Annotated in this window: 15 protein-coding genes; 4 read left to right on the forward strand and 11 right to left on the reverse strand. The window is 58.7% G+C overall.

Features of this window, described 5'->3' with window-relative positions; all coding sequences use genetic code 11:
- Nucleotides 1-66 precede the first annotated feature (66 nt).
- The 8 genes from DWV20_RS08240 to uvrA form a co-directional block, all read right to left on the reverse strand.
- Entirely contained in the window at nt 67-894 is an 828-nt protein-coding gene (locus DWV20_RS08240; protein WP_118081936.1) for an ABC transporter ATP-binding protein, read from the reverse strand.
- Nucleotides 895-2,910 (reverse strand): dipeptide/oligopeptide/nickel ABC transporter permease/ATP-binding protein, encoded by a 2,016-nt coding sequence (locus tag DWV20_RS08245; RefSeq protein ID WP_035138893.1) that lies wholly within the window; start codon nt 2,908-2,910, stop codon nt 895-897.
- 3 nt (nt 2,911-2,913) lie between these two features.
- On the reverse strand, nt 2,914-3,870 hold the full coding sequence (locus DWV20_RS08250) for an ABC transporter permease (protein ID WP_118256779.1): 957 nt from the start codon (nt 3,868-3,870) through the stop codon (nt 2,914-2,916).
- A gap of 157 nt (nt 3,871-4,027) precedes the next feature.
- Nucleotides 4,028-5,641, reverse strand: a complete 1,614-nt coding sequence (locus tag DWV20_RS08255) for an ABC transporter substrate-binding protein (RefSeq protein ID WP_117635938.1) — start codon at nt 5,639-5,641, stop codon at nt 4,028-4,030.
- A gap of 365 nt (nt 5,642-6,006) precedes the next feature.
- On the reverse strand, nt 6,007-7,947 hold the full coding sequence (gene uvrC, locus DWV20_RS08260; protein ID WP_370448155.1) for an excinuclease ABC subunit UvrC: 1,941 nt from the start codon (nt 7,945-7,947) through the stop codon (nt 6,007-6,009).
- Nucleotides 7,948-7,953: 6 nt separating this feature from the next.
- Entirely contained in the window at nt 7,954-9,534 is a 1,581-nt protein-coding gene (gene murJ, locus DWV20_RS08265; RefSeq protein WP_117564878.1) for a murein biosynthesis integral membrane protein MurJ, read from the reverse strand.
- A 105-nt stretch (nt 9,535-9,639) separates the two neighbouring features.
- Complete coding sequence (gene ybaK / locus DWV20_RS08270) at nt 9,640-10,140, reverse strand: Cys-tRNA(Pro) deacylase (protein WP_118256781.1); 501 nt, start codon at nt 10,138-10,140, stop codon at nt 9,640-9,642.
- A 132-nt stretch (nt 10,141-10,272) separates the two neighbouring features.
- Entirely contained in the window at nt 10,273-13,152 is a 2,880-nt protein-coding gene (gene uvrA / locus DWV20_RS08275) for an excinuclease ABC subunit UvrA (protein WP_118256782.1), read from the reverse strand.
- Nucleotides 13,153-13,345: 193 nt separating this feature from the next.
- Between uvrA and DWV20_RS08280 the strand changes: the two genes are divergently transcribed.
- The 4 genes from DWV20_RS08280 (at nt 13,346) to DWV20_RS08295 (ending at nt 19,468) form a co-directional block, all read left to right on the forward strand.
- Nucleotides 13,346-15,499 (forward strand): LTA synthase family protein, encoded by a 2,154-nt coding sequence (locus DWV20_RS08280; protein WP_158566354.1) that lies wholly within the window; start codon nt 13,346-13,348, stop codon nt 15,497-15,499.
- A 145-nt stretch (nt 15,500-15,644) separates the two neighbouring features.
- Nucleotides 15,645-16,475, forward strand: a complete 831-nt coding sequence (locus DWV20_RS08285; protein ID WP_118256784.1) for an Mrp/NBP35 family ATP-binding protein — start codon at nt 15,645-15,647, stop codon at nt 16,473-16,475.
- Entirely contained in the window at nt 16,476-17,747 is a 1,272-nt protein-coding gene (locus DWV20_RS08290; RefSeq protein WP_118256785.1) for an NAD(P)/FAD-dependent oxidoreductase, read from the forward strand.
- A gap of 80 nt (nt 17,748-17,827) precedes the next feature.
- A complete protein-coding gene (locus DWV20_RS08295; RefSeq protein ID WP_118256786.1) occupies nt 17,828-19,468 on the forward strand; it encodes an NAD(P)/FAD-dependent oxidoreductase in 1,641 nt (546 codons plus the stop codon).
- Between the two features lie 65 nt (nt 19,469-19,533).
- Here the strand turns inward: DWV20_RS08295 and uvrB are convergent, their stop codons facing one another.
- Genes uvrB through coaE form a run of 3 tightly spaced genes read right to left on the reverse strand, consistent with a single transcriptional unit; the run spans nt 19,534 to nt 23,041 of the window.
- On the reverse strand, nt 19,534-21,774 hold the full coding sequence (uvrB, locus tag DWV20_RS08300; protein ID WP_118256787.1) for an excinuclease ABC subunit UvrB: 2,241 nt from the start codon (nt 21,772-21,774) through the stop codon (nt 19,534-19,536).
- 51 nt (nt 21,775-21,825) lie between these two features.
- On the reverse strand, nt 21,826-22,407 hold the full coding sequence (locus tag DWV20_RS08305; RefSeq protein ID WP_117635946.1) for a lytic transglycosylase domain-containing protein: 582 nt from the start codon (nt 22,405-22,407) through the stop codon (nt 21,826-21,828).
- Nucleotides 22,400-23,041: a dephospho-CoA kinase gene (gene coaE / locus DWV20_RS08310; RefSeq protein ID WP_117635947.1), complete on the reverse strand. Its 642-nt coding sequence runs from the start codon at nt 23,039-23,041 to the stop codon at nt 22,400-22,402. The genes DWV20_RS08305 and coaE overlap by 8 nt, the downstream gene beginning before the upstream one ends.
- Nucleotides 23,042-23,203: the final 162 nt, after the last annotated feature.

The raw sequence follows: 23,203 nt of genomic DNA on the forward strand, positions 1-23,203 counted from the left end.
ACCTTTCGAAATCGCAACGGAGGTGCGCCCGGCAAGGGAACCGGGCGCACGGGAGGGAAAGCGAGGCTACTCGCCGAGCTTGGGATGCAGCAGCGACGGCGCAGCGCCGAGCAGCATCTTGGTGTAGGGGTCCCGAGGGTGCTGGAAGACCTGCTTGGCCTCGCCCTGCTCGACGATCTTGCCGCCATTCATAACGATGATGTCGTCAGAGATATAGCGGACCGTCTGGATGTCATGGCTGATGAACACCATGGCCAGGCCGAGCTCCTTCTTAAGGTCGGTCAGCAGGTTCAGAATCTGCGCGCGGACCGAAACGTCCAGAGCCGAGGTGGGCTCGTCGGCGATGATGGCATCGGGGTTCAGCGACAGGGCACGGGCAATTGCGACGCGCTGGCGCTGGCCGCCCGAAAGCTGGCCGGGAAGAACCTCGGCGGCGGAGCTGGGCAGACCGGTGAGCTCCAAGAGCTCCTTGACGCGCTTCTCCTGCTCGGCCTCGGTACCCAGGTTGTGGACGCGCATGGGGTCGAGCAGCTGCTCGCGAACGACCATGCGGGGGTTGAGCGCCGTGGCCGGGTTCTGGAACACGACCGAGATGACGCGACCCATGTGGCGACGGTCCTCGGCGGTACGTTTGGTAACGTCCTTGCCCTTAAAGTAGACCTTGCCGCTCGTGGGGGCCTGCAGACCGCACATGACGTTGGCGGTGGTGGACTTACCGCAACCGGACTCGCCGACGATGCCGATCGTCTGACCGGGCATGAGCTTAATCGTTACACCCTGGACGGCGTGAACCAGGTTGGGGTGCAGAATCGAGCCGGTACGGGTCCTAAAGGTGACGTGGACGTCATCAAGGAAGATGATCGGCTCGACGCCGTTGACTGCGGTCTCGCTCATCTACATCACCTCCGCGTGAGGGGTCAAACCATTTGCCTTGAGCACCTCGTCGGGGAGCTCGGAATAGAAGTGCTCGGTGCCGGGCACGCGCTTGAAGACCGGACGGGTGTCCAGGCCGATGCGCGGATGGCTCGAGCGGGGCGCGAAGCGATCGCCCTTGGGGAAATCGCGCGGGCTCGGAACGGCGCCGGGCACCTGGTGCAGACGGCCCGAACCGCTCTCGATGGACAGAACGGAGCCCAGAAGACCGCGGGTGTACTCGTGGATCGGGTTAGTGAGCAGCTCCTTGGTGGGTGCCTGCTCGATGACCTGACCGGCGTACATAACCGTGATGTTATGGGCGACCTCGGCGACCAGCGCCAGGTCATGCGAGACGAAGATCATGGCAAAGCCGAGCTTGGCCTGAAGGTCGTTGAGCAGCTTGATGACCTGCTTCTGGACGGTAACGTCCAGAGCGGTCGTGGGCTCGTCGCAGATGACCAGCTTGGGGTCGCGGGTAAGGGCCATAGCGATCAGAACACGCTGACGCTGGCCACCGGAAAGCTCATGCGGGTAGCTCTCGAGCGTACGCTTGGGGTCGAGGCCCACGAGCTCCAGGAGTTCCTCGGCGCTGCGGGTGCCGCCGCGCTTGGTGAGCTGCTTCATCTGGGCAGAGATGAGCATGGAGGGGTTGAGCGAGGACAGGGCGTCCTGATAGACCATAGCGATATCGGTACCGCGCAGGCCGAACCACTCCTTCTTGCTCATCTTGAGCAGGTCGCGGCCCTCCCAGAGGACCTCGCCGGAAAGGTGCTCGTCATCGTCGGTCAGGCCCATGATGGCCAGCGTGGTGATGGACTTACCGCAACCGGACTCGCCGACCAGGCCCATGGTCTGACCAGGACGGACGTCAAAGTTGACATGGTCGACGACATTGATATCGCCGTGGTGCTCAAACTGAATGCAGAAGTCACGGACCGAGAGAATCGGTTCGACAGACTCGTCGGGCACATGGCGATCGTCACGCTTGAGCTCGACATCGCGCAGGGCGCCAAGGCGAGCGGAGAGGGACTGGGCCTGCTCCTTGTAGGCGCGAACGGGGTCGGAGACCAGCAGGTCGGCCTCGCGACGCTTGGAGGAATCGGTCGGATCCAGGGCGGCGGAGGGAGCAGCGGCCATGGCGTCGGTAATGCCCTCGGAGAGGATGTTGAGCGCCAAGCAGGTGATCATGATGGCCAGGCCCGGGAACAACGCCTGCCACCAACGGCCGGCGAGCACGCCGCCGCGGGCGTCGGCGAGGATGTTGCCCCAGGTAGCGGTGGGCTCCTGGATACCAGCGCCGATGAAGGTCAGCGAGGCCTCGAAGATGATGGCGTCGGCGACCAGGGTAACGGTGAAGACCATGATCGGGGCGATGCAGTTACGCAGAACATGCTTGATCAAAATCCACGGAGCCTTGGCGCCGGAAACGATGACCGCGCGGACATAGTCCTCTCCGTACTCGGACACGATGTTGGCGCGCACGATACGGGCAATCTGCGGAGTGTACATAAAGCCGATAGCGAAGATGATCGACGGCACGGAGTTGCCCAGGATGGAGACGAAGACGGCCGCGAGGGCGATACCCGGGATAGACATGATGATGTCCAGGATACGCATGATCGTCTCGGAAACGGCCTTGCGCGAAACCGCCGCAAGGGCGCCCACGACCGAGCCGCAGACCAGGGCCATGGCAGTGGCGCCAAAGCCGATGATCAGCGAGTAACGGCCACCGTAGAGCATACGCGACAGAATGTCGCGACCCTTATCGTCGGTACCGAAGATAAATCCGTTACCGGGAGCCTGGCGAGCCGTAAAGATCTCGACCGGGCTATAGGGGGCAAGGAGGGGCGCCAGAATCGCAGTCAGGGCGACCAGCACCAGCACGACGGCGGCAATCTTGGAAGACAGCGTCATCTTCTTCCAACCACCGAGCTTGAGCCCCTTGGAGGCAGCCTTCTCGAGCTGCTCGGTTTGCTTCTCTCGAATCTTTACCATAATCTACACCGTCCTGATGCGCGGGTTGATGAGCAGGTAGAGCATGTCAACCACGATGTTGATGATGATGAAGGCAAGAGCAACGACGATGACGACGCCCTGAACCAGGTTCGCCTCGTTGCCCTGAACGCCCTGCAGGATCGCGGTGCCCATGCCGGGGAGGTTGAAGATAACCTCGATGACGACGGCGCCGCCCATGAGGTAGCCGATCTTAAGACCGAGGGTGGTGACCGGGGTGATCAGCGCATTGCGAAGTACGTTGATGCCGACGACGACCTTCTCGGGAACGCCGGCGCCGCGAGCCATACGGACATAGTCCTTGTCGAGCTCCTCGACCATGGCGGTACGCACGATACGAGTCATCTGGCCCGTCAGCGGAAATGCCAAGGCGACGGCGGGCATGATCATACGTCCCAGATAGCCAACCGGATTCGTGGTGAAGTGAGGCAGAGCACCCGATGCCGGAAGCACCTTAAGGTAGGAAGAGAACAGCAGGATCAACAGAACGGCAAGCCAGAACGACGGGGTTGCCAAGCCGGCGATAGAAAATACGCGGATCACTTGATCCGGCCATTTGTCGCGATACAGTGCCGCGATGACGCCGAGTAAAAACGAAACGACCGCACCGATGGCAAGGCCGATGAAGGTCAGCTGCATCGTGACGGGCAGGGCCGTGGAGATGCGCTTGGCAACGGAGTTGCGAGCAGCACCATAGGTGCCCATGTCGCCATGAATCAAATCGCCCATATAGCGCACGTAGCGCACGGGCCAGGGGTCGTCCAGACCATACTTCTCATGGTACTCGGCAACCGCCTCGGGCGAGGCACCGTCACCCAACGCCGTGTAGGCGGGGTCGGTCTTGGAGAACGACATAAGGAAGAACACCAGGACGGTGACGCCCAATGCCATGATCGGCAGCGCCACAAGACGCCTTCCAATCAAACGTAGCAAGTTGTTCACGTTCTCTCCCCTTTCTTTTGTCGGTAGGACCAACTGGTATATGAGTACGGATACTCATTACAAGACCCGGGCGACATCGTTGCCGCCCGGGTCTTTGTTTCAACTATGAGGATACGGTCCCAACGACCGACATCCTGCATACAGACTCAAGCGAGCCTTACGCCTTGACGGTCGCGACGCCCCTGAAGGACATGCTCGTCGTGCCGATGCCCTTGAAGCCATCGAGGGCCTCGCCGTTGGGCGCAGTGGACGGATCGTCCCAGGAAGCGGAGACGGTCTTGACGTGGACAACGGGGTACAGAACAGCGTTGTCGGCAATGATGTCGAAGCACTCGTTCCACTTCTTCTGCTGCTCGTCGCCCTCGGCGGCAAGAGCCTCGTCCATGAGACCGTGGAGCTTCTGCCACTCAGCGGACTCCTTCCACGGGCAACGGGTCTGCATCCAGACGTTGTCGCCGTACCACCAGTTGAGCAGCAGGTCGGGGTCGGCGCCGAAGCAGGAAGGATCGCCAGGGGCAAGGAGGATATCGTAGGCCTCGCCGCCGTCGATGGCAGCGTAGGTGGCCGGCGAGGTATCGGTCTGGATGGTCACATCGAAGCCGAGAGCGTCGAGGTCGTTCTTGACCTGGGCGGCCATGCCCTTGATCTGCTCGTTGTCGGTGGTGCGCAGGGTGATGGCACCCGGGGTGATGCCAGACTCCTCAATGAGCTTCTTAGCCTTCTTGGCGTCGGTCTTGTACACCGTGGAAGCCTCATGATAGTTGGTGAAGCTCTTGGGCAGGTAGCAGCTGGCAGCGGTGGCAAGGCCGGCGAAAGTGTTGCTGACCATCTTCTCGGTGTCGAGCGCATACATGACAGCCTGACGGACCTTGACGTTGTTCCAAGGCTCCTTGGCGACGTTGAACATGATGAAGCGGGTGCCGAAACCCTGAACGTTATCGATCTTGCAGCCGGCGCTCTCGAGCTGGTCGACGGCGTCAGCGGTAACAAGCTCCATAACGAGCGTGGAGCCCTCCTGCTGAGCGGTAACGCGAGCGGTGGGGTCGGTCAGGATGCTGTACTGGATCTTCTTATCCTCGGCAGCATACTCACCGTTGTACTCGGGGTTGGGAACCAGGGTGATCTCGGTATCGGAGATAGAGTCGTACATCCAGGGGCCGGATCCGATCGGCTGCTTGGCGCGATCCTCCTCGGTCTGGGTGGCCGGGGTAACGCGGACGATGGCCAGACGATCCTTGAGCAGGGAGAAGTTGGGGACCTTGGTCTTGACCGTCACGGTGCTGGCGTCCTTGGCCTCGATGGACTCGAAGGGCTGGAAGAACGGAGCATAGGTAGCGGAAGCGGCGCAAGCAGTGTAGGAAGCGACGACGTCGTCAGCGGTGACCTCGGTGCCATCGGAGAACTTGGCGCCCTTGCGGATGGTGACCTCGAAAGTGGTGTCGTCCACAGACTTGGGATCGTCGGTGGCGAGCTCGTTGAAGGTGCTGTAGTCGTGGTAATCGATGCCGTAGAGGCCCTCGACGACGTGCCAGTTAGCACCCAGGCCCACAGCGGAGCCGGTGCTGGCGGGGTCGAAGCTGGACGGAGCGTAAGCGGAACCAGCGGTGATCACGCCGCCGCCACGGTTGGCGGAATCGGCGGAACCGGAAGCGGAACCCTCGTCGCTAGAGCTGCCACCGCAGCCGGTGAGACCAAGCCCTGCGACAGCAGCGACGCTGCCGGTGAGGCCGAGGAACGAACGCCTGGACATACCCTTGTTGATGATGGCCATGTCTTCTCCTATCAATAGAGAATCTTACCCGGGAGCACCTAGACTTGCCCCCGCGCAACTTGCGGACGATATATACCTTACCTACCGACAAACCCAACTGAGGTGCCGCACTCGGCGACCGATACATACATACGCTTGAACGGTATTTACTACCGTTCACCGAATTCATTGACAAATGATTCGACAGACAGTATGTATCGACGAGGTGAGATATCAGTCTTCGTCAACCCGCAGGATAGCAGTGTTATTCACCATGTCGAGTCAAACGTTTTAGCGTTAATAAAACCCGAAATCGGCAGGTAATCGCCGCGAAACAAATGATTGAAAATCGGCCAATCATGTATATCAGTTGTTTATAAGCGCGTTTAGCTTTCGGAACGGTTGGCCGATGCCTGGGCGCGCTCGGCATTCCATGCAACAAGTGCCTCGTGGACCGCTTTGGCGACATCGGCCGGAACGCCTCGAACTTCTGCAATCTCCTGCTCGCTGGCCGCGCGCAAACGCTTCATCGAGCCAAAATGGCGCATAATTGCACGTTTTCTGGTGGGCCCCACGCCTGGAACGTCGTCAAGCACCGAAACCGTCATAGCCTTATCGCGCAACTCGCGGTGGAACGTAATCGCAAATCGGTGGGATTCATCGCGAACCTGCTTGATCAGATAAAGCGAAGCGGAGCCGGTCGGCAGCACGACGGGAGTCTCGTCCCACGGCACGAAAACCTCCTCATCGGCCTTTGCCAAGCCACAAACTGGTATATCGAGCCCAAGAGCCTCAAGTTGCTTGATCGCAGCGGTCAATTGCGGCTTACCGCCATCGACAACGAGCAAATCGGGGCGCGAGCCAAAGCGCTCGTCGGCCATACGCTCGGGAGCATAACGTCGTCCCAAAACCTCGGACATCGACACGAAGTCGTTTGCCTCGTCCAATTCGGCCTGAATTTTAAAACGACGATACTGACTCTTGTCGGCGCGCCCGTTGGTAAACACCACCATCGAGGCGACCGTGAAGGTGCCATGCAGTGTAGAGATATCGAAGCACTCGATACGCAACGGCGGCGATGGCAGCGCCAACGCACTTTCGAGCTCCAGGAGCGCTTGATTGGTGCGGTCGTCAGCGTACCCCGTTCGCATCATGTAGCGCATGAGAGCATGGCGCGCATTTTTGGATGCCATATCGAGCAGACGGTGCTTTTCGCCACGCTGCGGCCTATGGAGATGGCAGGAACGCTCACGCTTGCCCGCAAGCCACTCCCCCAGCGCCTCCGCATCCTCAAGCTCGACGGAAAGGTTGACCTCAGCTGGAATATCAGCCGTCTCGTCGTAATAGCGCTTAAGAAAGCCCGACTGGAGCTCTTCCTCGTCAACATCAAGACCCTTGTCGAGAATGAACTCGCAGGTGCGAACTGTTCGGCCCTCGCGAACGACGAAGACGCAAGCGGCGGAGATGGTCTCCTCGCGATAGAAACCGATGACATCTATATCGACACTGGAGGGAAAAACGACTTGCTGACGATCGTCCAGACCCCTGATGACCTCCAAACGACGTTTGACGCGTGCCGCGCGCTCAAAGTCGAGCGCCTCAGCGGCATCCGTCATCTCGGAGGTCAGCTCATCGACGACATCCTTGCGATGGCCCGACAAAAAGCGCTCGACACGCTTGACGTTCTTGGCATAGTCTGCCGGGGAAATCGCGCCGACACACGCACCCGGGCCGCGCCCGACATGGTAGTCAAAGCAGGGGCGCCCGTTTTGCGCGCAAATCATATTGACGATGTCTTCCTCGCCCTTGTGGGACTCGACGATACGGCGACAACGACGCCACTCCGCACAGGATGCGGAGCAGATGGGGATAACCTTGCGCAGCGTATCTATCGTCTCACGTGCCGCGCGGCTATCGGTATAAGGTCCAAAATAGCGCGTTCCCGGCTTATGACGCTCACGCGTGTATTTGATAGCGGGATACAGGTCGCCCTTTGTAATGGCGATAAAGGGGTAGCTCTTGTCATCCTTGAGGTCGACGTTAAAGTACGGATGGTACTGACCAATCAAATTGCGCTCGAGCACCAACGCCTCGTGCTCGGTCTCCACCACGATATAGTCAAAGCTCGCCACCAGCTGCATCATCAGCGGGATCTTCTGGCGCTCGTCCTGCAGCGTCACGTACTGACGCATACGGGCGCGCAGGTTTTTCGCCTTGCCCACGTAGATGACATCGCCCTTGGCGTCTTTCCAAAGGTAGCAGCCGGGCTGCGTGGGAACGCGCGAAACCTGCTCGGCAAGCGTTGGAATGTTGTCGTGACCGGCCACGCGCACCTACTTGCGACGAATCAGCGCCGAGACCTCGGGCATCTTAAGGACGACGGCAAGGCCAAAGGTAACAGCAAGCGAGACGACACCCGCAACGCAAACGTAGCCAAGAGTAATCAGAATCGAGCCGCCAAGTGCCCCGACAAAGTGCTCAAGCGCCCACATGACGCCGGCGCCTGCGGCAGCACCCAGGCCACCGAGCAAAAGGCCAAAGAAACCGCCATGCAGGATAGATTTAACCTGAAGACCACGCAGACGACGACGCAGCCACCACAGCGAGCAACCGACCAAGATCACGTAGTCGACGACATACGAAAGCGCGATTGCCGGCATACCGAAGCCCAGCACAACGCCAAACAGCAGAACCGAGCCGGCCTGGCCGATGGCGGAATACAGACAATAGCGGCTATAGGGCTTCATGTCGAGCAAGGCAGAGAAGCTCTTCTGCATCAGCACGACCACGCCGTAGAGCGGCAGGGAAAGTGCCAGGTAGATAAGGAACTCCGACACCAGCGCCACACCGGACTCATCGAACTTGCCAGCGCAGTAGATCATGTTGAGCGGACGCGCGAAGACAATCAGGTACAGCGCGAATGGAATCAGGAAGAACAGCATCTGGGCGACGCCACGCGAAATGCCCGTGCGGACGCTGTCGTAATCCTTCTCCTGTGCGTCGTGAGAGAGCTCGGTATAGAGCGCCGTCGAAAGCGAGGCGGCAATCAGCGCGTAGGGCAGCGTGTACCACAGGCGCGCATAGGCGATGACGGAAGGACCAGTCTCGGGCTGGACCACCAGCGCAGCAGCGTTGGTGATAGAAGTCGAGACAAACATGCACACCGTGGCGAGCAGCGTCGGGATACCGAGCGCAATCGTCTGGCGCAGTGCGGGGTCCTTAAAGTCGATATGGATATGGGGATGCACGCCGTGCTTGCCAAGCGCGGGGATCTGACATGCCATCTGAACAAAGACACCGAGGGTCGTACCGGCCGCAATCAAGATGATGCCGGCACGTTCGCCAAACTGTGCGGACACGGGCGCAAAGCCCATAAAGCTCGCAATGACGATCACATTGTTGAGGACCGGGGCAAACGTCGACCAGAAGTAGTCGCGGTGTGCGTTGAGGACGCCCGAAAACACCGAGCCCAAACCATAAAACAGAATCTGGATGGCAAAGAAACGGAACATGAACGCAGCGGTATCCATGCTGCCGCCGTCACCCGAAAGGAACGATTGCGTCCAGATAAAGCCCGGGGCGAACACGGTCCCCAGCAACGAAATGCCACCCAGCACCAATAGCAGAATACCGAGCAGGTTGCCCACGTACTCGTTAGAGGCCTCGCGACCCTGCTCACGCCTCACGCCCATGTACACGGGCAAAAACGCCGTCACGAGCATGCCGCCCATCACGAGTTCGTAGAGCATATTGGGCAGGTTGTTGGCGACCTGATAGGAAGACGAGAGCAGCGACATGCCGATAGCGGCCGCCATTGCCCACGTGCGGATAAAACCGGTGACGCGAGACACGATGGTCAGGATGGTCATAAGCCCGGCGGAACGACCAACCGTGGAGTAGTCCGACGAGCCCATGTCGTCAGTGTCGTCTCGCGACGAAGAAGTTTCGGATGAGGGTGTCTGAGGCGCAGATTCTTTTGCAAAATGAGCTCCGCACTTCAATTCTTCCTGCGGCATCGCTCAGTCCTCTCTCGTAATTGGGGCGACCGTCGCCCCGCAAAATGCAATTAAATCATCAGGTGCAAGCTCGAGCTGATAACCACGCTTGCCTCCCGAAATAAAAATGGTATCCCAAAGGACACATGTCTCATCAATGAGCGTCCGGTAACGTTTTTTCATACCGACCGGACTGCAGCCGCCGCGAACGTAGCCAGTCGCCGCAAGCAAATCCTTCACATGCATCATGGCCAAGGACTTCTCCCCCGCGGCACGCGCAGCGGACTTTAGATCGAGCTCGTCGGCAACAGGGATGCAGCACACGACGTGGTCGTTGGACGGCGTCACGCAGACCAAGGTCTTAAATCCTTGACCGGGCTCCTCGCCAAGCTGCTCCGAAATCGCGACCCCCAGGCCCGCCGACTCATCACCATCGTCTTCGTACGTATGTAGAACATAGGAAATGTCGGCGCTTTCCAGCTCGCGCATCGCATTGGTTTTTGGCGTCTTTACAGCCCTTGCCATGACATATCCTTTCCCTCGCATTCGGACGCGAGGATTAAGTATATGTCCAATTCGGCTGCATACGTCACTTCGACACAGCAAGCGCCATCGAATCACAAGGAGTCGATGGCGCCCATAAACTGAATCGCCTATTTATTGAGCATCAAGTTGAGCCTGACGCTCCCGGTCACGCCTGAGCAACGGCGCCAAAAACTTGCCCGTATAACTCTGCGGACAGTCCGCAACCTGCTCCGGTGTGCCCGAAACCACGACGGTTCCGCCGCCGTTACCGCCCTCGGGGCCCATATCGATTAGGCGGTCGGCAACCTTGATGACATCAAGGTTGTGTTCAATCACCAGCACCGTGTTGCCCGCATCGACCAAGCGCTGCAGCACATCGAGCAGCTGGCGGACGTCCTCAAAATGAAGGCCGGTCGTCGGCTCGTCCAAAATATAGAACGTCTTGCCCGTCTGGCGTCGATGAAGCTCCTTGGCGAGCTTCACACGCTGCGCCTCGCCGCCCGAGAGCGTCGTGGCGGGCTGGCCCAGGCTCACGTAGCCCAAGCCTACATCGTACAGCGTCTGGAGCTTGCGCTTAATCTGCGGGATATTCCCAAAGAAGGCCAGCGCCTCGGTGACGCTCATGTCGAGCACGTCCGAGATGGTCTTGCCACGGTAGGTGACCTCAAGCGTCTCGCGGTTGTAGCGTTTACCGCCGCAGACCTCACAGGGGACATAGATATCGGGAAGGAAGTGCATCTCGATCTTGATCTGTCCGTCGCCCTTGCACGCCTCACAGCGCCCGCCACTCACATTAAAGGAGAAACGACCCGGCGAGTAGCCGCGCGCCTTCGACTCCGGCGTACTCGCAAACAGCGCGCGCAGATCATCCCACAGGCCAATGTACGTAGCAGGGTTGGAACGCGGCGTGCGGCCAATCGGCGACTGGTCGATATCGATAACCTTATCGATGCACTCGATGCCCTCGATTTTCTTATACGGGCCCACAGGACGCGTCGAACGATGAATGGCATTCGTAAGGGCAGGTGCGATGGTATCGGTAACCAGGGAGCTCTTACCCGATCCCGACACGCCGGTAACAACCGTAAGCGTACCAAACTCGATCTTGGCGGTAACGTTTTTGAGGTTGTTGGCGCGGGCGCCCGTGATCTTAAGGCAGCCGCGACCGGGCTTGCGACGTTCATCGGGAACCCGAATCATTCGCTTGCCGGTCAGGTAGGCACCCGTCATCGAATCGGGGCACGCCATGATATCGGCAGGCGTTCCCGCGGCGACCACGTGTCCGCCGTTCACGCCCGCGCCGGGGCCCATGTCGATCACATAGTCGGCAGCACGAATCGTATCCTCATCATGCTCGACGACGATGACGGTATTGCCGATATCGCGTAGGCGCTCAAGCGTCTTGATCAGGCGCTCGTTATCGCGCTGATGGAGGCCGATCGATGGCTCGTCCAAAATGTACAGGACACCCATGAGGCCGGCGCCGATCTGCGTTGCCAGGCGAATGCGCTGGGCCTCGCCTCCGGAAAGCGTCGCCGAGGCACGGTCGAGGGTCAGATAGTCGAGTCCGACATCGACCAGAAAGCGTAGGCGCTCCAGGATTTCCTTAACGATGCGCCCGCCGATAAATTGTTGGCGCTCGGTAAGCTCCAAGTCCTCAAAAAACTCGAGCGACTCGCGGCACGATAGGCAGCAGACCTCGTAAATGGACTTACCGCCTACGGTAACGGCGAGCATCTCGGGGCGCAGACGAGCACCATGGCAACTCGAGCACGGCTCCTCGCGGATGTACTTCTCCAAGCGCGCCTTGGTGTTCTCATTCGTCGTCTCGGCATAGCGCTCGTACAGGATATTGCGCACGCCCGAGAACTTGGTGTCCCACTGGCTGCGGCGCCCATCGAGCTTTTGATAGTCGACCGAAATCTTCTGGTCGCCCATGCCGTCTAAAAACGCGCGACGCACCCGCGGAGGCAGATCCTCCCACGGCGTATCGACGCTCACCTTAAAGTGTTTGCAGACCGCAGCGAAAATCTGCGGATAGTAGTTAGAGTTGCCAAACAGGCTGCCAAAGACCCCGTCGGCGATCGACTTCGAGGGGTCTTCGATTAGGGCCTCGGCATCGACCGTCTTCTTAAAGCCCAGGCCGTCGCACTCTGGGCACGCGCCATAGGGCGCGTTGAACGAGAAATCACGCGGCTGCAGGTCATCGATGGAGTGCCCATGCTCCGGGCACGCTAACGCCAGCGAATACTCCAGCAACTCGCCTTCGGTCCCCTCGGGAGCGTCGCGGTCGGGCAGCAAGTATACGTTCACATTGCCGTGCGCCAGCGCGGTCGCCTGCTCAACAGACTCGGCGATACGGCCCAGAGACTTCTCACGGATCACGATGCGATCGACCACGACCTCGATATCGTGCTTGAACTTCTTGTCCAGATCGATCGGATCGTCGAGCGAGCGCACTTCACCGTCGACACGCACGCGGCTAAAGCCCTCGGCGCGAAGATCCTCAAACAGTTTGGTGTACTCGCCTTTTCGCCCGCGCACCACCGGTGCCAGCACAAACGCGCGGTGGCCCTCCCCCGCCGTCAAGACCTTGTCGGCAACCTGGTCGGTCGTCTGGCGCTCAATGACACGGCCGCATTCGGGACAGTGCGGGGTGCCCACACGGGCGAACAGCAGGCGCAGATAGTCATAAATCTCGGTTACGGTGCCAACCGTCGAGCGAGGGTTTTTAGACGTCGTCTTTTGGTCGATCGACACCGCCGGCGAAAGGCCGTCGATTGAATCCAAGTCGGGTTTGTCCATCTGGCCCAAGAACTGGCGCGCATAACTCGAAAGGCTCTCGACGTATCGACGCTGGCCCTCGGCATAGATAGTGTCAAATGCCAGCGAACTCTTGCCCGAGCCAGAAAGACCGGTAATGACCACGAGTTGGTCACGCGGAATGGAAACATCGATATCACGGAGGTTGTGCTCACGAGCGCCGCGAATAACGATAGAAGAATCAGACATGGAAGCTCCTTGCCTCCTATTGCATCGAATCATACTGCTGATGAGTTTAGCGCACTCGACGCGCACAGATGTTCGTAATACAAGATTCGCAGACCTTTAGCTTTGCGTATCGGGCGCTTTGTTTCTCGAAATGCCGTGGAAAGGTTACAGTAATCTAATACTGAACTTAATTTGCTGTACCAGAGGAACGTCCATGACCGAAGATATCCCCCTTGAAATCACTTCGAGCGACATGGCCAATCTGCCCATATTCATCGCCGTCCTTATCGTGGCCGCCGTCGTCGTGCGCGTGTATTTTTCAATCAAACGCAACGAAAAGCCACCCATTGCCCGCGTCTTTTGGTGCGCGACGCTCCTCATCCCGCTCGGCGTGGTAGCTGCATGGGTTACGAATCAATTGCTCGTAAATGAGGGCAGCTCCCTATGGGTCCTTTCTTATTCGGCGCTCGGTGCTGCCGCCGTCATGCTTCTTGTCGAGCCCTTGGTTTCGGGACTTATCGACCAAACCGACCTTGCGACGGGAACGGTTGCCTGTAGATGCCGTGACATCCTTGTCATCGCCGCTGTTTCAGCGCTCTCGTTCGTTTCACTCGAAATTGCCTGCAACGAAACGTTCTATCGCATTCCCGCCAACTCATTCGGGTTTTCCGTCGGGCTGCTCGCGACGGTTCTGCTCTCCCTTTATTTGGTGGGACAGCGTCATGGAGGCGTCATGGCCCTCGTGCCCGTCGTCTGTTGCATCCTTGGCATTGCCGAGCATTTCGTCATAACGTTTAAAGGCGAAGCCATCCTGCCAAGCGATATCTTGGCCCTTGGCACCGCAATGGAAGTGAGCGAGGGATACGAGTTTACCTTTACCGCCGGAATCGTAACCTCTCTCGCCCTGCTGGAGATTTCCCTGGGGCTTCTTTCGCTCATCCGACCGCGAAAGCTCCGTACGCCCACCCATGTCTTCCCCGCTATCGCCGCTAACCTCTGTGCTTTTCTGTTAGTGACCGTTGTGGGGCTCTCAGGCTTTTCCAACATCGACTTGGAGCAGGCGCTGGATTTTGGATTTGACCGTTGGCAGCCCATCACCACGTATGCGTCTCAGGGTTTTATCACTTCGTTCACCGAAATGGTCAACGAGTTGCCCATTGAGAAGCCCGAAGACTATACGCCCGATGAGGCGCAGAGCATCGAGCAGGAGCTCGCCGCCGTCTACGACTGCACATATGGCTCGAGCGAACAGCGCGCGGCGGCCGTTGCCCAGTTCAATGAAATCAAGCCGACGATTGTCGCCGTCATGAACGAGAGTTTTAGCGACCTTTCGTGCTTTGAGCAGCTCCAGACGGCCGGGTACACCGGCCCCGCATTCTACAACTCGCTTCCCGACACACTTGTTCGCGGCACCATGCTCGCTTCGGTCGCCGGTGGCGGAACGGCTAACTCCGAATTCGAATTTTTGACCGGAGCGACAACGGCCTTTGTCGGATTAGGCAAAATCCCCTATCAGCTGTATCAGATGAATGGCGTCAACAGCCTGGCAAAGAACCTTAAAGAGCTTGGGTATACCGCCACCGCTATGCACCCGCAAAACCCCGTCAACTACCATCGAGATAAAATCTATCAGCAGCTGGGCTTTGGAGACTTTCTTTCAATCGGCGATTTCGAAGGTGCGCCCTATTACCATGCCGGCGTATGCGACTACGCCACCTACGACAAGATACTCGACCTGCTTAGAACCGACGAAGCCCCGCAGTTCATCTTTGACGTCACGATGCAAAATCACGGCGGCTACGACTATGGCACCGTTCCCGCCGAAGAGCTGACAAACTATTGGGTCGAGGGAGCCAGCGAGGGCGCCAACAGCGCGCTCAACACCTATCTCACCTGCATCAACGCATCCGACCGGGACCTCGAGTACTTTATCAACGAGCTCCGCAATATCGGCAGACCGGTTGTTCTTGTCTTTTTTGGCGACCATCAGCCGAGCGCCGCAACGACTCTCAACGACGAGCTGTACCCTCAGGAAGATACGGCAAGCCACGCTTTCCGTATCTATCAGTCGACATATCTCGTCTGGGCTAACTATGAGATCGCCGGCAATACCGAGCTCAACGTCAACGACACCGTCGGGGCAAACGAGATTGCAGCCATTACCCTTAATAAGATCGGCGCCCCGCTCACCAATTACCAAAAGGCCCTGCTTGCGACAAGGTCAGATGTGCCCACCATCAATGTCGCCGGCTATCTCGGTGCCGATGGGCTGCGCTACGACTTGGAATCTAAAGACAGCCCCTACGCCTCGACGATCGACAAGCTGCAGCGCATGCAATACCTCGAGTTCGCCAGCAAAGTTCAGTAAGCCCGCCCATTCGCTTGGGCCCATCGTATTGCAAGCACGCTCGGCCCAAACGCATCGCAAATGACTCCCGCTCGCAAACGAGGGTACAATGACGCTCGTGTCACATCGCGGGGCCCCGGCCCCAGCATATACAAAGGAGTCATACATGGGTTGCGAACACGCACAGGCCGCCGGCGGACAAACGTCGCCGTCGCAATTTGAGGAGAACACGCTGTCCGAGGTCAAGCGCGTCATCGCCGTGCTTTCCGGCAAGGGCGGTGTCGGCAAGTCATTTATCACCGGTGCCATCGCCACCGAGCTTGCCCGTCACGGCCACAAAGTCGGCGTCCTCGATGCCGACATCACCGGTCCCTCTATCCCCAAGATGTTCGGTATGAGTGGACGCCACGTCCATGCGCTTGGCAACCTTATGCTGCCCGAAATCTCCGAGCACGGCGTCAAGGTCATGAGCTCCAACCTGCTGCTCCAAAACGAGACCGACCCCGTCCTTTGGCGCGGTCCGGTCATCGCAGGCGCCATTAGGCAGTTCTGGAGCGAGACCTCGTGGGGCCCCATCGACTACCTGCTGGTCGACATGCCTCCGGGAACAGGCGACGTCGCGCTCACCGTCTTCCAGTCGCTGCCGGTCGACGGCATCGTCATCGTCACGAGCCCGCAGGATCTGGTCTCGATGATCGTCGCCAAGGCGGTCAACATGGCCGAGAAGATGAACGTCCCCATTCTGGGCATTGTCGAGAACATGAGCTATATTGAGTGCCCCGACTGCGGCAAGAAGATCGAGGTCTTTGGCAAGAGCAAGCTCCCCGAGGTCGCAGAGCGCTATAACCTCGACATCTTGGGCCAGCTTCCCATTAATCCGGCACTCGCCGAGGCCTGCGATAAGGGCGAGGTCGAGACCGCGCTGCCCGATGGCATGTTGCCCAAGGCAGTCTCTGCCGTCGAGGCTATTACCCCGCACGAGACCGACGAGGCCTAAGTGAACGCGAGCGCCCTCTATGACGTCTTGGTAATCGGCGGCGGGGCTTCAGGCCTCGCCGCCGCCATTACGGCCGCACGCGCTGGCAAAAGCGTCTGCATCGTTGAGCGCGATGTCGCCTGCGGCCTCAAGCTCCTTGCGACCGGTAACGGCCGTTGCAACCTCTCCAACGAATCGATTGATCCTCAGCGGTATAACCACCCCGCATTCGTCGAATCCGTCATGGGCCCCCAGCCCGAACAAGAGCTTATGGGTTTCTTCTCCTCGCTGGGCATCATGACAACCTCCGAGGAAGGCCGGCTGTACCCGCGCTCCCTTCGCGCCGAATCGGTGCGCGACGCACTTCTCAACGCTTGCGACCGCCTAGGTATCACCTTAATCTGCGGAGCCAACGTTGCCTCGGCGCGCAAAGCTTCCGAAGGCTGGGCACTCCAAATAGACCGTCCAGCGCGGGCGCTCAAGGCAAAAAAGCACGACGACCGAAAATCGGAGCTCCGCTCGCTTCGGAAGGCGCTCGCCGATGTCCCTCGCAAGAACGAGGCCCTGCAGGCACATGCCGTAATTATCGCCACGGGCGGCAACCCCACCGGTATCGCCGATATGTTTCGCTTCCCCCTCACTTCGCTACGCCCCGTCCTCTGCCCCGTATCGGCAACGGTCGTTGGCGATCGGGCAGCGCTCAAGACGTTGGATGGCCTGCGCGTCCGCGCCCGCTTGACGCTCGCCCGCAATCATAATGAGCTCTGGCACGAAGACGGTGAAGTGCTGTTTCGAACCTTCGGTATCTCGGGCGTCGCTGTCTTCAACCTCTCTCGTCGTATCCAGCACGGCGATACGATCCTGCTCGACGTTTTCCCCGACCTCTCCAAAGACGAGTTGCTCGATATGCTCAACCGGCGTGTTGAGCTGCTCGGCGGCTTTTCGCCCCGTGATCCCCGTTGGCTCGACGGCATGCTCGCCCCGCAACTCTCCCGCGTCGTCTGCACAGCGTTCGAGCAGTGCCATCCAGGCTCCAACGATGTCATCCACCTGGTCTCGATCCTCAAACACTTTAAGTTGCTCGTCGAAGGAACAGCCGAGGAGCGCTCAGCACAGGTCACGCGTGGTGGCATATCTGTCGAGAGCATCTCAACACCCAGCCTACGCGCGCGCAGCGTTGTCGACGCCCCGCTTTACGTCTGCGGTGAAGCGCTCGACATCGACGCCGATTGCGGAGGCTTTAACCTTGCGTGGGCCTGGATCTCGGGCATTCGCGCTGCAAGCAGCCTGTAGCCGCGCAGTCTATAATCAAAAATGCATTCGGGCCGTCTGGGATACCGGACGGCCTCTTTCTTGCCTCTAAGGAGACCTCGATGATTGAAATCACCCAAGTCAACGCGTCGCTCGATGAAGCCGGCGATGAAAATGCCTGTCTCATTGTTGGCAAGCGAGTCGCCAAGCGCGTCCTACGTTGCAAGGACTCCGAGATCAAGTCCATCGAGCTCCACCGCAAGTCAATCGACGCTCGCAAAAAACGAGACGTCCATTTTATCCTGAGCTTTCGTGTTGAGCTGACTAGTCCCCACCTCGAGCGAGAAGCGGTCGACAGCGTTGCCGAGCGTGACCGTTCGCGCGTACGCGCGATAGAAGACGATGAGCCTTCATTCCCCTCCCCCGCCTCCGACGCGCCTCAAGAACGCCCTGTCGTTGTCGGCGCCGGATGCGCCGGCCTTTTCGCTGCGTTTACGCTCGCCGAAGCAGGTCTTAAGCCCTTGCTCATCGAGCGCGGCGACCCGGCATTTCGCCGCTCGCAGGCGATCGACCTCTTTCTAAAGGAGCGCATCCTCGACCCCGAGAGCAATATCCAGTTTGGCCTGGGCGGCGCGGGAACCTTCTCGGACGGCAAACTCAATACGGGAACCAAAAATCCCGCCCATCGCCTTATCCTCGAAACCTTCGTCGAGGCGGGCGCGCCCCGCGATATTCTGTGGGATGCCAAGCCGCACATTGGCTCCGACATCCTTCCCACGGTCGTCACCGCTATATCCCAGCGCATCGAGCAGCTCGGAGGTGTCGTCCGCTATCGAACGAAGCTCGTCGACATTCGCATCGACGCGTCTGGCGCCATCACCGGTATTGATGTCCAATCGTCCCAAGACGCCGCTTGCGAGCCAATCGAGACAAAGCACCTCATCCTCGCCTGCGGGCATTCTGCTCGCGATATTTTTGAGCTCCTTAAGGGCCACAACGTGGCCCTCGCACAAAAGACCTTTGCCATGGGCGTTCGCATCGAGCATCCGCAGCGCGACATCGACCGAGTCCAATACGGAGCCTCGGCGGGACATCCTGCCCTCGGAGCAGCCCCTTACAAGCTCGTCGCCCATCTTCCCAACGGCCGCAGCGTGTTCTCGTTTTGCATGTGCCCCGGCGGGCAGGTTGTCGCCGCCTCTTCCGAGCAGGGCCACCTGTGCGTCAACGGCGCCAGTCTCAATGCCCGCGACGGACGCAATGCAAATGCCGCCCTGCTCGTTAACGTCACGCCAGAGGACCTTCCCAACGATGACCCACTCGCCGGCATCGAGCTCCAGCGCGCCTGCGAGGCGGCCGCCTACCGCCTGGGAGGTTCCAACTGGAACGCACCGGCACAGCTCGTCGGAGATTTCCTCGCAGGACGCGCCAGCAAGGCGCCCGGAAAGGTAAAGCCCACCTATCCGCTCGGTGTGACCTGGACGGCAATTGACGAAGCCCTGCCGCAGCATATCGTCGAGTCGCTCCGCCTGGGACTTCCCCTACTCGGAAAAAAGCTACGAGGCTACGACCGCCCCGACGCCGTTCTTACCGGCGTGGAGACTCGTTCGAGCTCACCGGTCACTGTCACCCGAGACCGAACGTGCCATGCCGTGTCGACCCCGGGCCTCTATCCTTGTGGTGAGGGAGCTGGATATGCCGGCGGCATCATGAGCGCGGCCACCGACGGCATCCGTTGTGCCGAAGCCCTGATCGCAGACCTCTAACGCACGAATTCCAGCGCGCAAAAGACACAGGCCCCAAGCTCCACAGGGAACTCGGGGCCTGTTCACTATTTCTTAAACCGTGCACCCTGGCGTCTTCTGCCCGATGCGAACGTGGAACCCTTGCGGGCCTGCGAACGTAAGCGCTCAATCGTCTCGTCCTCAGACGCACCCTCGAGCATCGCCCGAATCTGAACGACGGCATCGCGCAGGCGCGCCGCCTCCTCAAAGTCCATGGCGGCAGAAGCGTTACGCATATCCTCTTCCATGGTTTCGACAATCCGCACAAGCTCGTCATGCGGCAGTTCTTCCAACTGCTCCGCAAGTGTCTGCTCGGGCGCCACCGTTTCCGGCACGCCACCCTCGCCCGACTCATCGGGCGTATAGAATGCGCCATGTCCAAGAGAGTCGCCCTTCGAGCGCCCCTTGGAACCCACGGTTTTTTCGGCCTCGGCAATAAAACTTGAGATGTCGTTGATGGCCTTGCGCACCGTCTTGGGCACAATGCCATGCTCTTCGTTATATGCCATCTGAATCTCGCGACGGCGCTGCGTCTCCTCGATGGCCTCTTTCATCGAATCGGTCACAACGTCCGCATACATGATGACTTCGCCATCGGCGTTACGGGCCGCGCGGCCAATCGTCTGAATCAGCGAACGGCGGTTGCGCAAGAAGCCTTCCTTATCGGCATCGAGAATTGCCACCAGTGAGACCTCGGGAAGGTCTAGGCCCTCGCGAAGCAGGTTGATGCCAACGAGAACATCAATCTTTCCCTCGCGCAGCGTTCGCAGGATCTCGACACGGTCCATCGTCGCTGTATCGGAGTGCATGTAATTGACCTTAATGCCGGCATCAAGCAGATGGTCGGTCAGGTCCTCGGCCATGCGCTTGGTGAGCGTGGTCACCAGCACGCGCTCCTTGCGGGCAACGCGCTCGCGAATCTCGTCCTCAAGATCGTCAATCTGCCCACGAACCGGACGCACATCGATCTTGGGGTCGAGCAGACCGGTCGGACGAATAATCTGCTCCACGTCGTTTTGGCTCACCCGCAGCTCGTAGTCGCCCGGTGTGGCCGAAACATAGATAAACTGGGGTATCCTTGCCTCAAACTCATCGAAACGAAGCGGGCGATTATCGAGTGCCGAGGGCAGGCGAAAACCGTGTTCCACCAGCGTTACCTTACGCGAGCGGTCACCTTCGTGCATACCGCGAATCTGCGGCACCGTCACATGGCTCTCATCGATGATGCAGAGCATGTCCTTAGGAAAGTAATCGATCAGGGTAAACGGCGGCTCACCCGGCTTGCGACCGTCCAGATGACGCGAGTAGTTCTCGATGCCGTTGCAAAAGCCCATCGTCTCGAGCATCTCAAGATCATAATCGGTGCGCTGCTGCAGACGCTGCGCCTCGAGCAACTTGTCAGTCGCCTTGAGCTCCGCCACGCGCTTCTCGCACTCTTCGCTGATCGATTTCAGAGCCGCCTTGACCTTCGGCTTCTCGGTCACGTAGTGCGATGCCGGCCATACGGGGATGGCCTCGTACTCACGAAGCATCTCTCCGGTGACCTCATCGATCTCGGCTATCAGTTCAACCTCGTCACCAAAGAACTCAAACCGCAACGGATGCTCGGCATAAGGCGGATACACGTCGACGACATCACCGCGCACGCGGAACGTGCCGCGCGCCAGGTCATAGTCATTGCGATCATATTGAATGTCGATAAGCGCATGGATAAAGTCATCGCGCTCGAGCGGCACCTTCTTGTCGACGTTTGGAGCCAGACCCGCATAGTCCTCAGGAGAGCCAATGCCATAGATACACGAGACCGATGCGACAACGATCACATCGCGTCGAGATAGCAGCGATGCGGTCGCCTGATGGCGCAGCATCTCGACCTCTTCGTTAATCGAGGAGTCTTTCTCGATATATGTATCGCTTTGCGGCACATACGCCTCGGGCTGATAGTAGTCGTAGTACGAGACAAAGTAGACCACAGCGTTGTTGGGAAAGAACTCTTTGAGCTCGCTCGCAAGCTGAGCGGCGAGCGTTTTATTGGGAGCCATGACCAGCGTCGGCTTCCCCAGGGCCTCAATAGTCTTAGCCATCGTGAAGGTCTTGCCCGAACCAGTCACGCCCAGCAAAACCTGATAGCGATCTCCATCCCTCACACCCTGCACAAGCGACTCAATGGCCTTAGGCTGAGAACCTGCAGGCTCATAGGGAGAAACGACTTCAAACGGCACCTCAGCGCCCTCAACGCCAAAGCGCTTAAGTTCACCGCCAACGCGTTCTACTTCAAATTCCGCCATGGATACTCCTAACTCATATATCTGCAGTATACGCAGGCGGCAGGCATAGTCCTATACGAACCGATCGGGATAAAGGGTCTTATAGCGAACCCAGGCATTATTGACACGAATCAGATACGCCTGCGTCTCGGGAAAGGTGATTGCATTATGAAGCGACGTGCTCTGCTGCGCCCAACCGTCGACATTGCCCATGCCAGCGTTATAGGCGGCAATGGCACTATCCGTCGACCCATTGAAATAGGTCAGAAGATACGAGAGGTATGCGCAGCCAAACTCGATATTGGTAGCCGGATCGTTAAGGTTGTCGACCGAATACTCGTCACCGTCGACAAGGCCCTTGGTGATCATATCCTGAGCAGTCACAGGCATCAGCTGCATCAATCCCTGAGCACCCTGATTCGACTCAGCCTCGGGATCCCAATTCGATTCCGACTTAATGACAGCGCACACCAGATACGGATCCAGATTATGCGAAATACTCGATTGCTTTACATACGCCTCGTGGTCAATGGGATACAGCGGCTTAAAGAAAGCCGCGGGAGCACACGAGTAAACGAATGAGATAAGGCCGAAGGCAAAAACGGCAGCCAGCGGAATAAGGCGATACCACGCAAAGAAACGTGTCTTAGGCATCGGCATCCTCCTTATTCGCAGTGTCTATAAACCCATGGCATGCAAGCCATGAGTCAAGCTGCTCAAAGAGCGAATTATCGCCTGCGGCATTATCAATCACCGTTGTAGCGAGATTGCACAGCGCAGACTCATCGGGCTGGCAAGCAGAACGGGCATCGAAATCAGATGGCTCCATGCCACGCTGAATAGCACGCTCGCGACGAACTGACAAAGGGGCGCTGATGACCAGAATTTCATCAGCCAAGCCAAATGCATCCTCAAAACCAGTCGGAGCAGAAACCTCGACCACCGCAAAGGGATAACGGGGGGAAGAAACCGTGCAGCAAACCGGATCAAGAATCCTCAGTGACAGTTGCTCAATGAGAACGGGGTGCACAATGCTATTGAGCCTCGCGACCGCATCAGGAGAAACAAAAGCTCGAGAAGCGAGTATGTTACGGCGAACGCCGCCCTCCTCGTCCAAAATATCCCAGCCAAATTCTTCCGCGAGGGCATTGACGATATCTGAGCCTGGCACATACAGCGATTTGGCAAGTTCGTCCAGATCGATGAGCATGGCGCCATGAGATTCGAGATAGCGGCAGGCAGTCGACTTACCCGAAGCAATATTGCCCAAAACAAAAACGGTAAACATCAAGTCCTCCCTAACGCCAATGGGAGTTATTATCGCGCAAATACAAAAGAAGGACTCAAAATACAGCCAAACAGTAAGACAAGCTAAAAGAAGGCGAGTTCTTGTATTACAGCTCTCTATAAAACGCAAAAAAGGGGGAGGCCGCGAGGCCTCCCCCTTCTT

Source organism: Collinsella sp. AF02-46-1 (assembly GCF_003465825.1).
GTDB lineage: Bacteria > Actinomycetota > Coriobacteriia > Coriobacteriales > Coriobacteriaceae > Collinsella.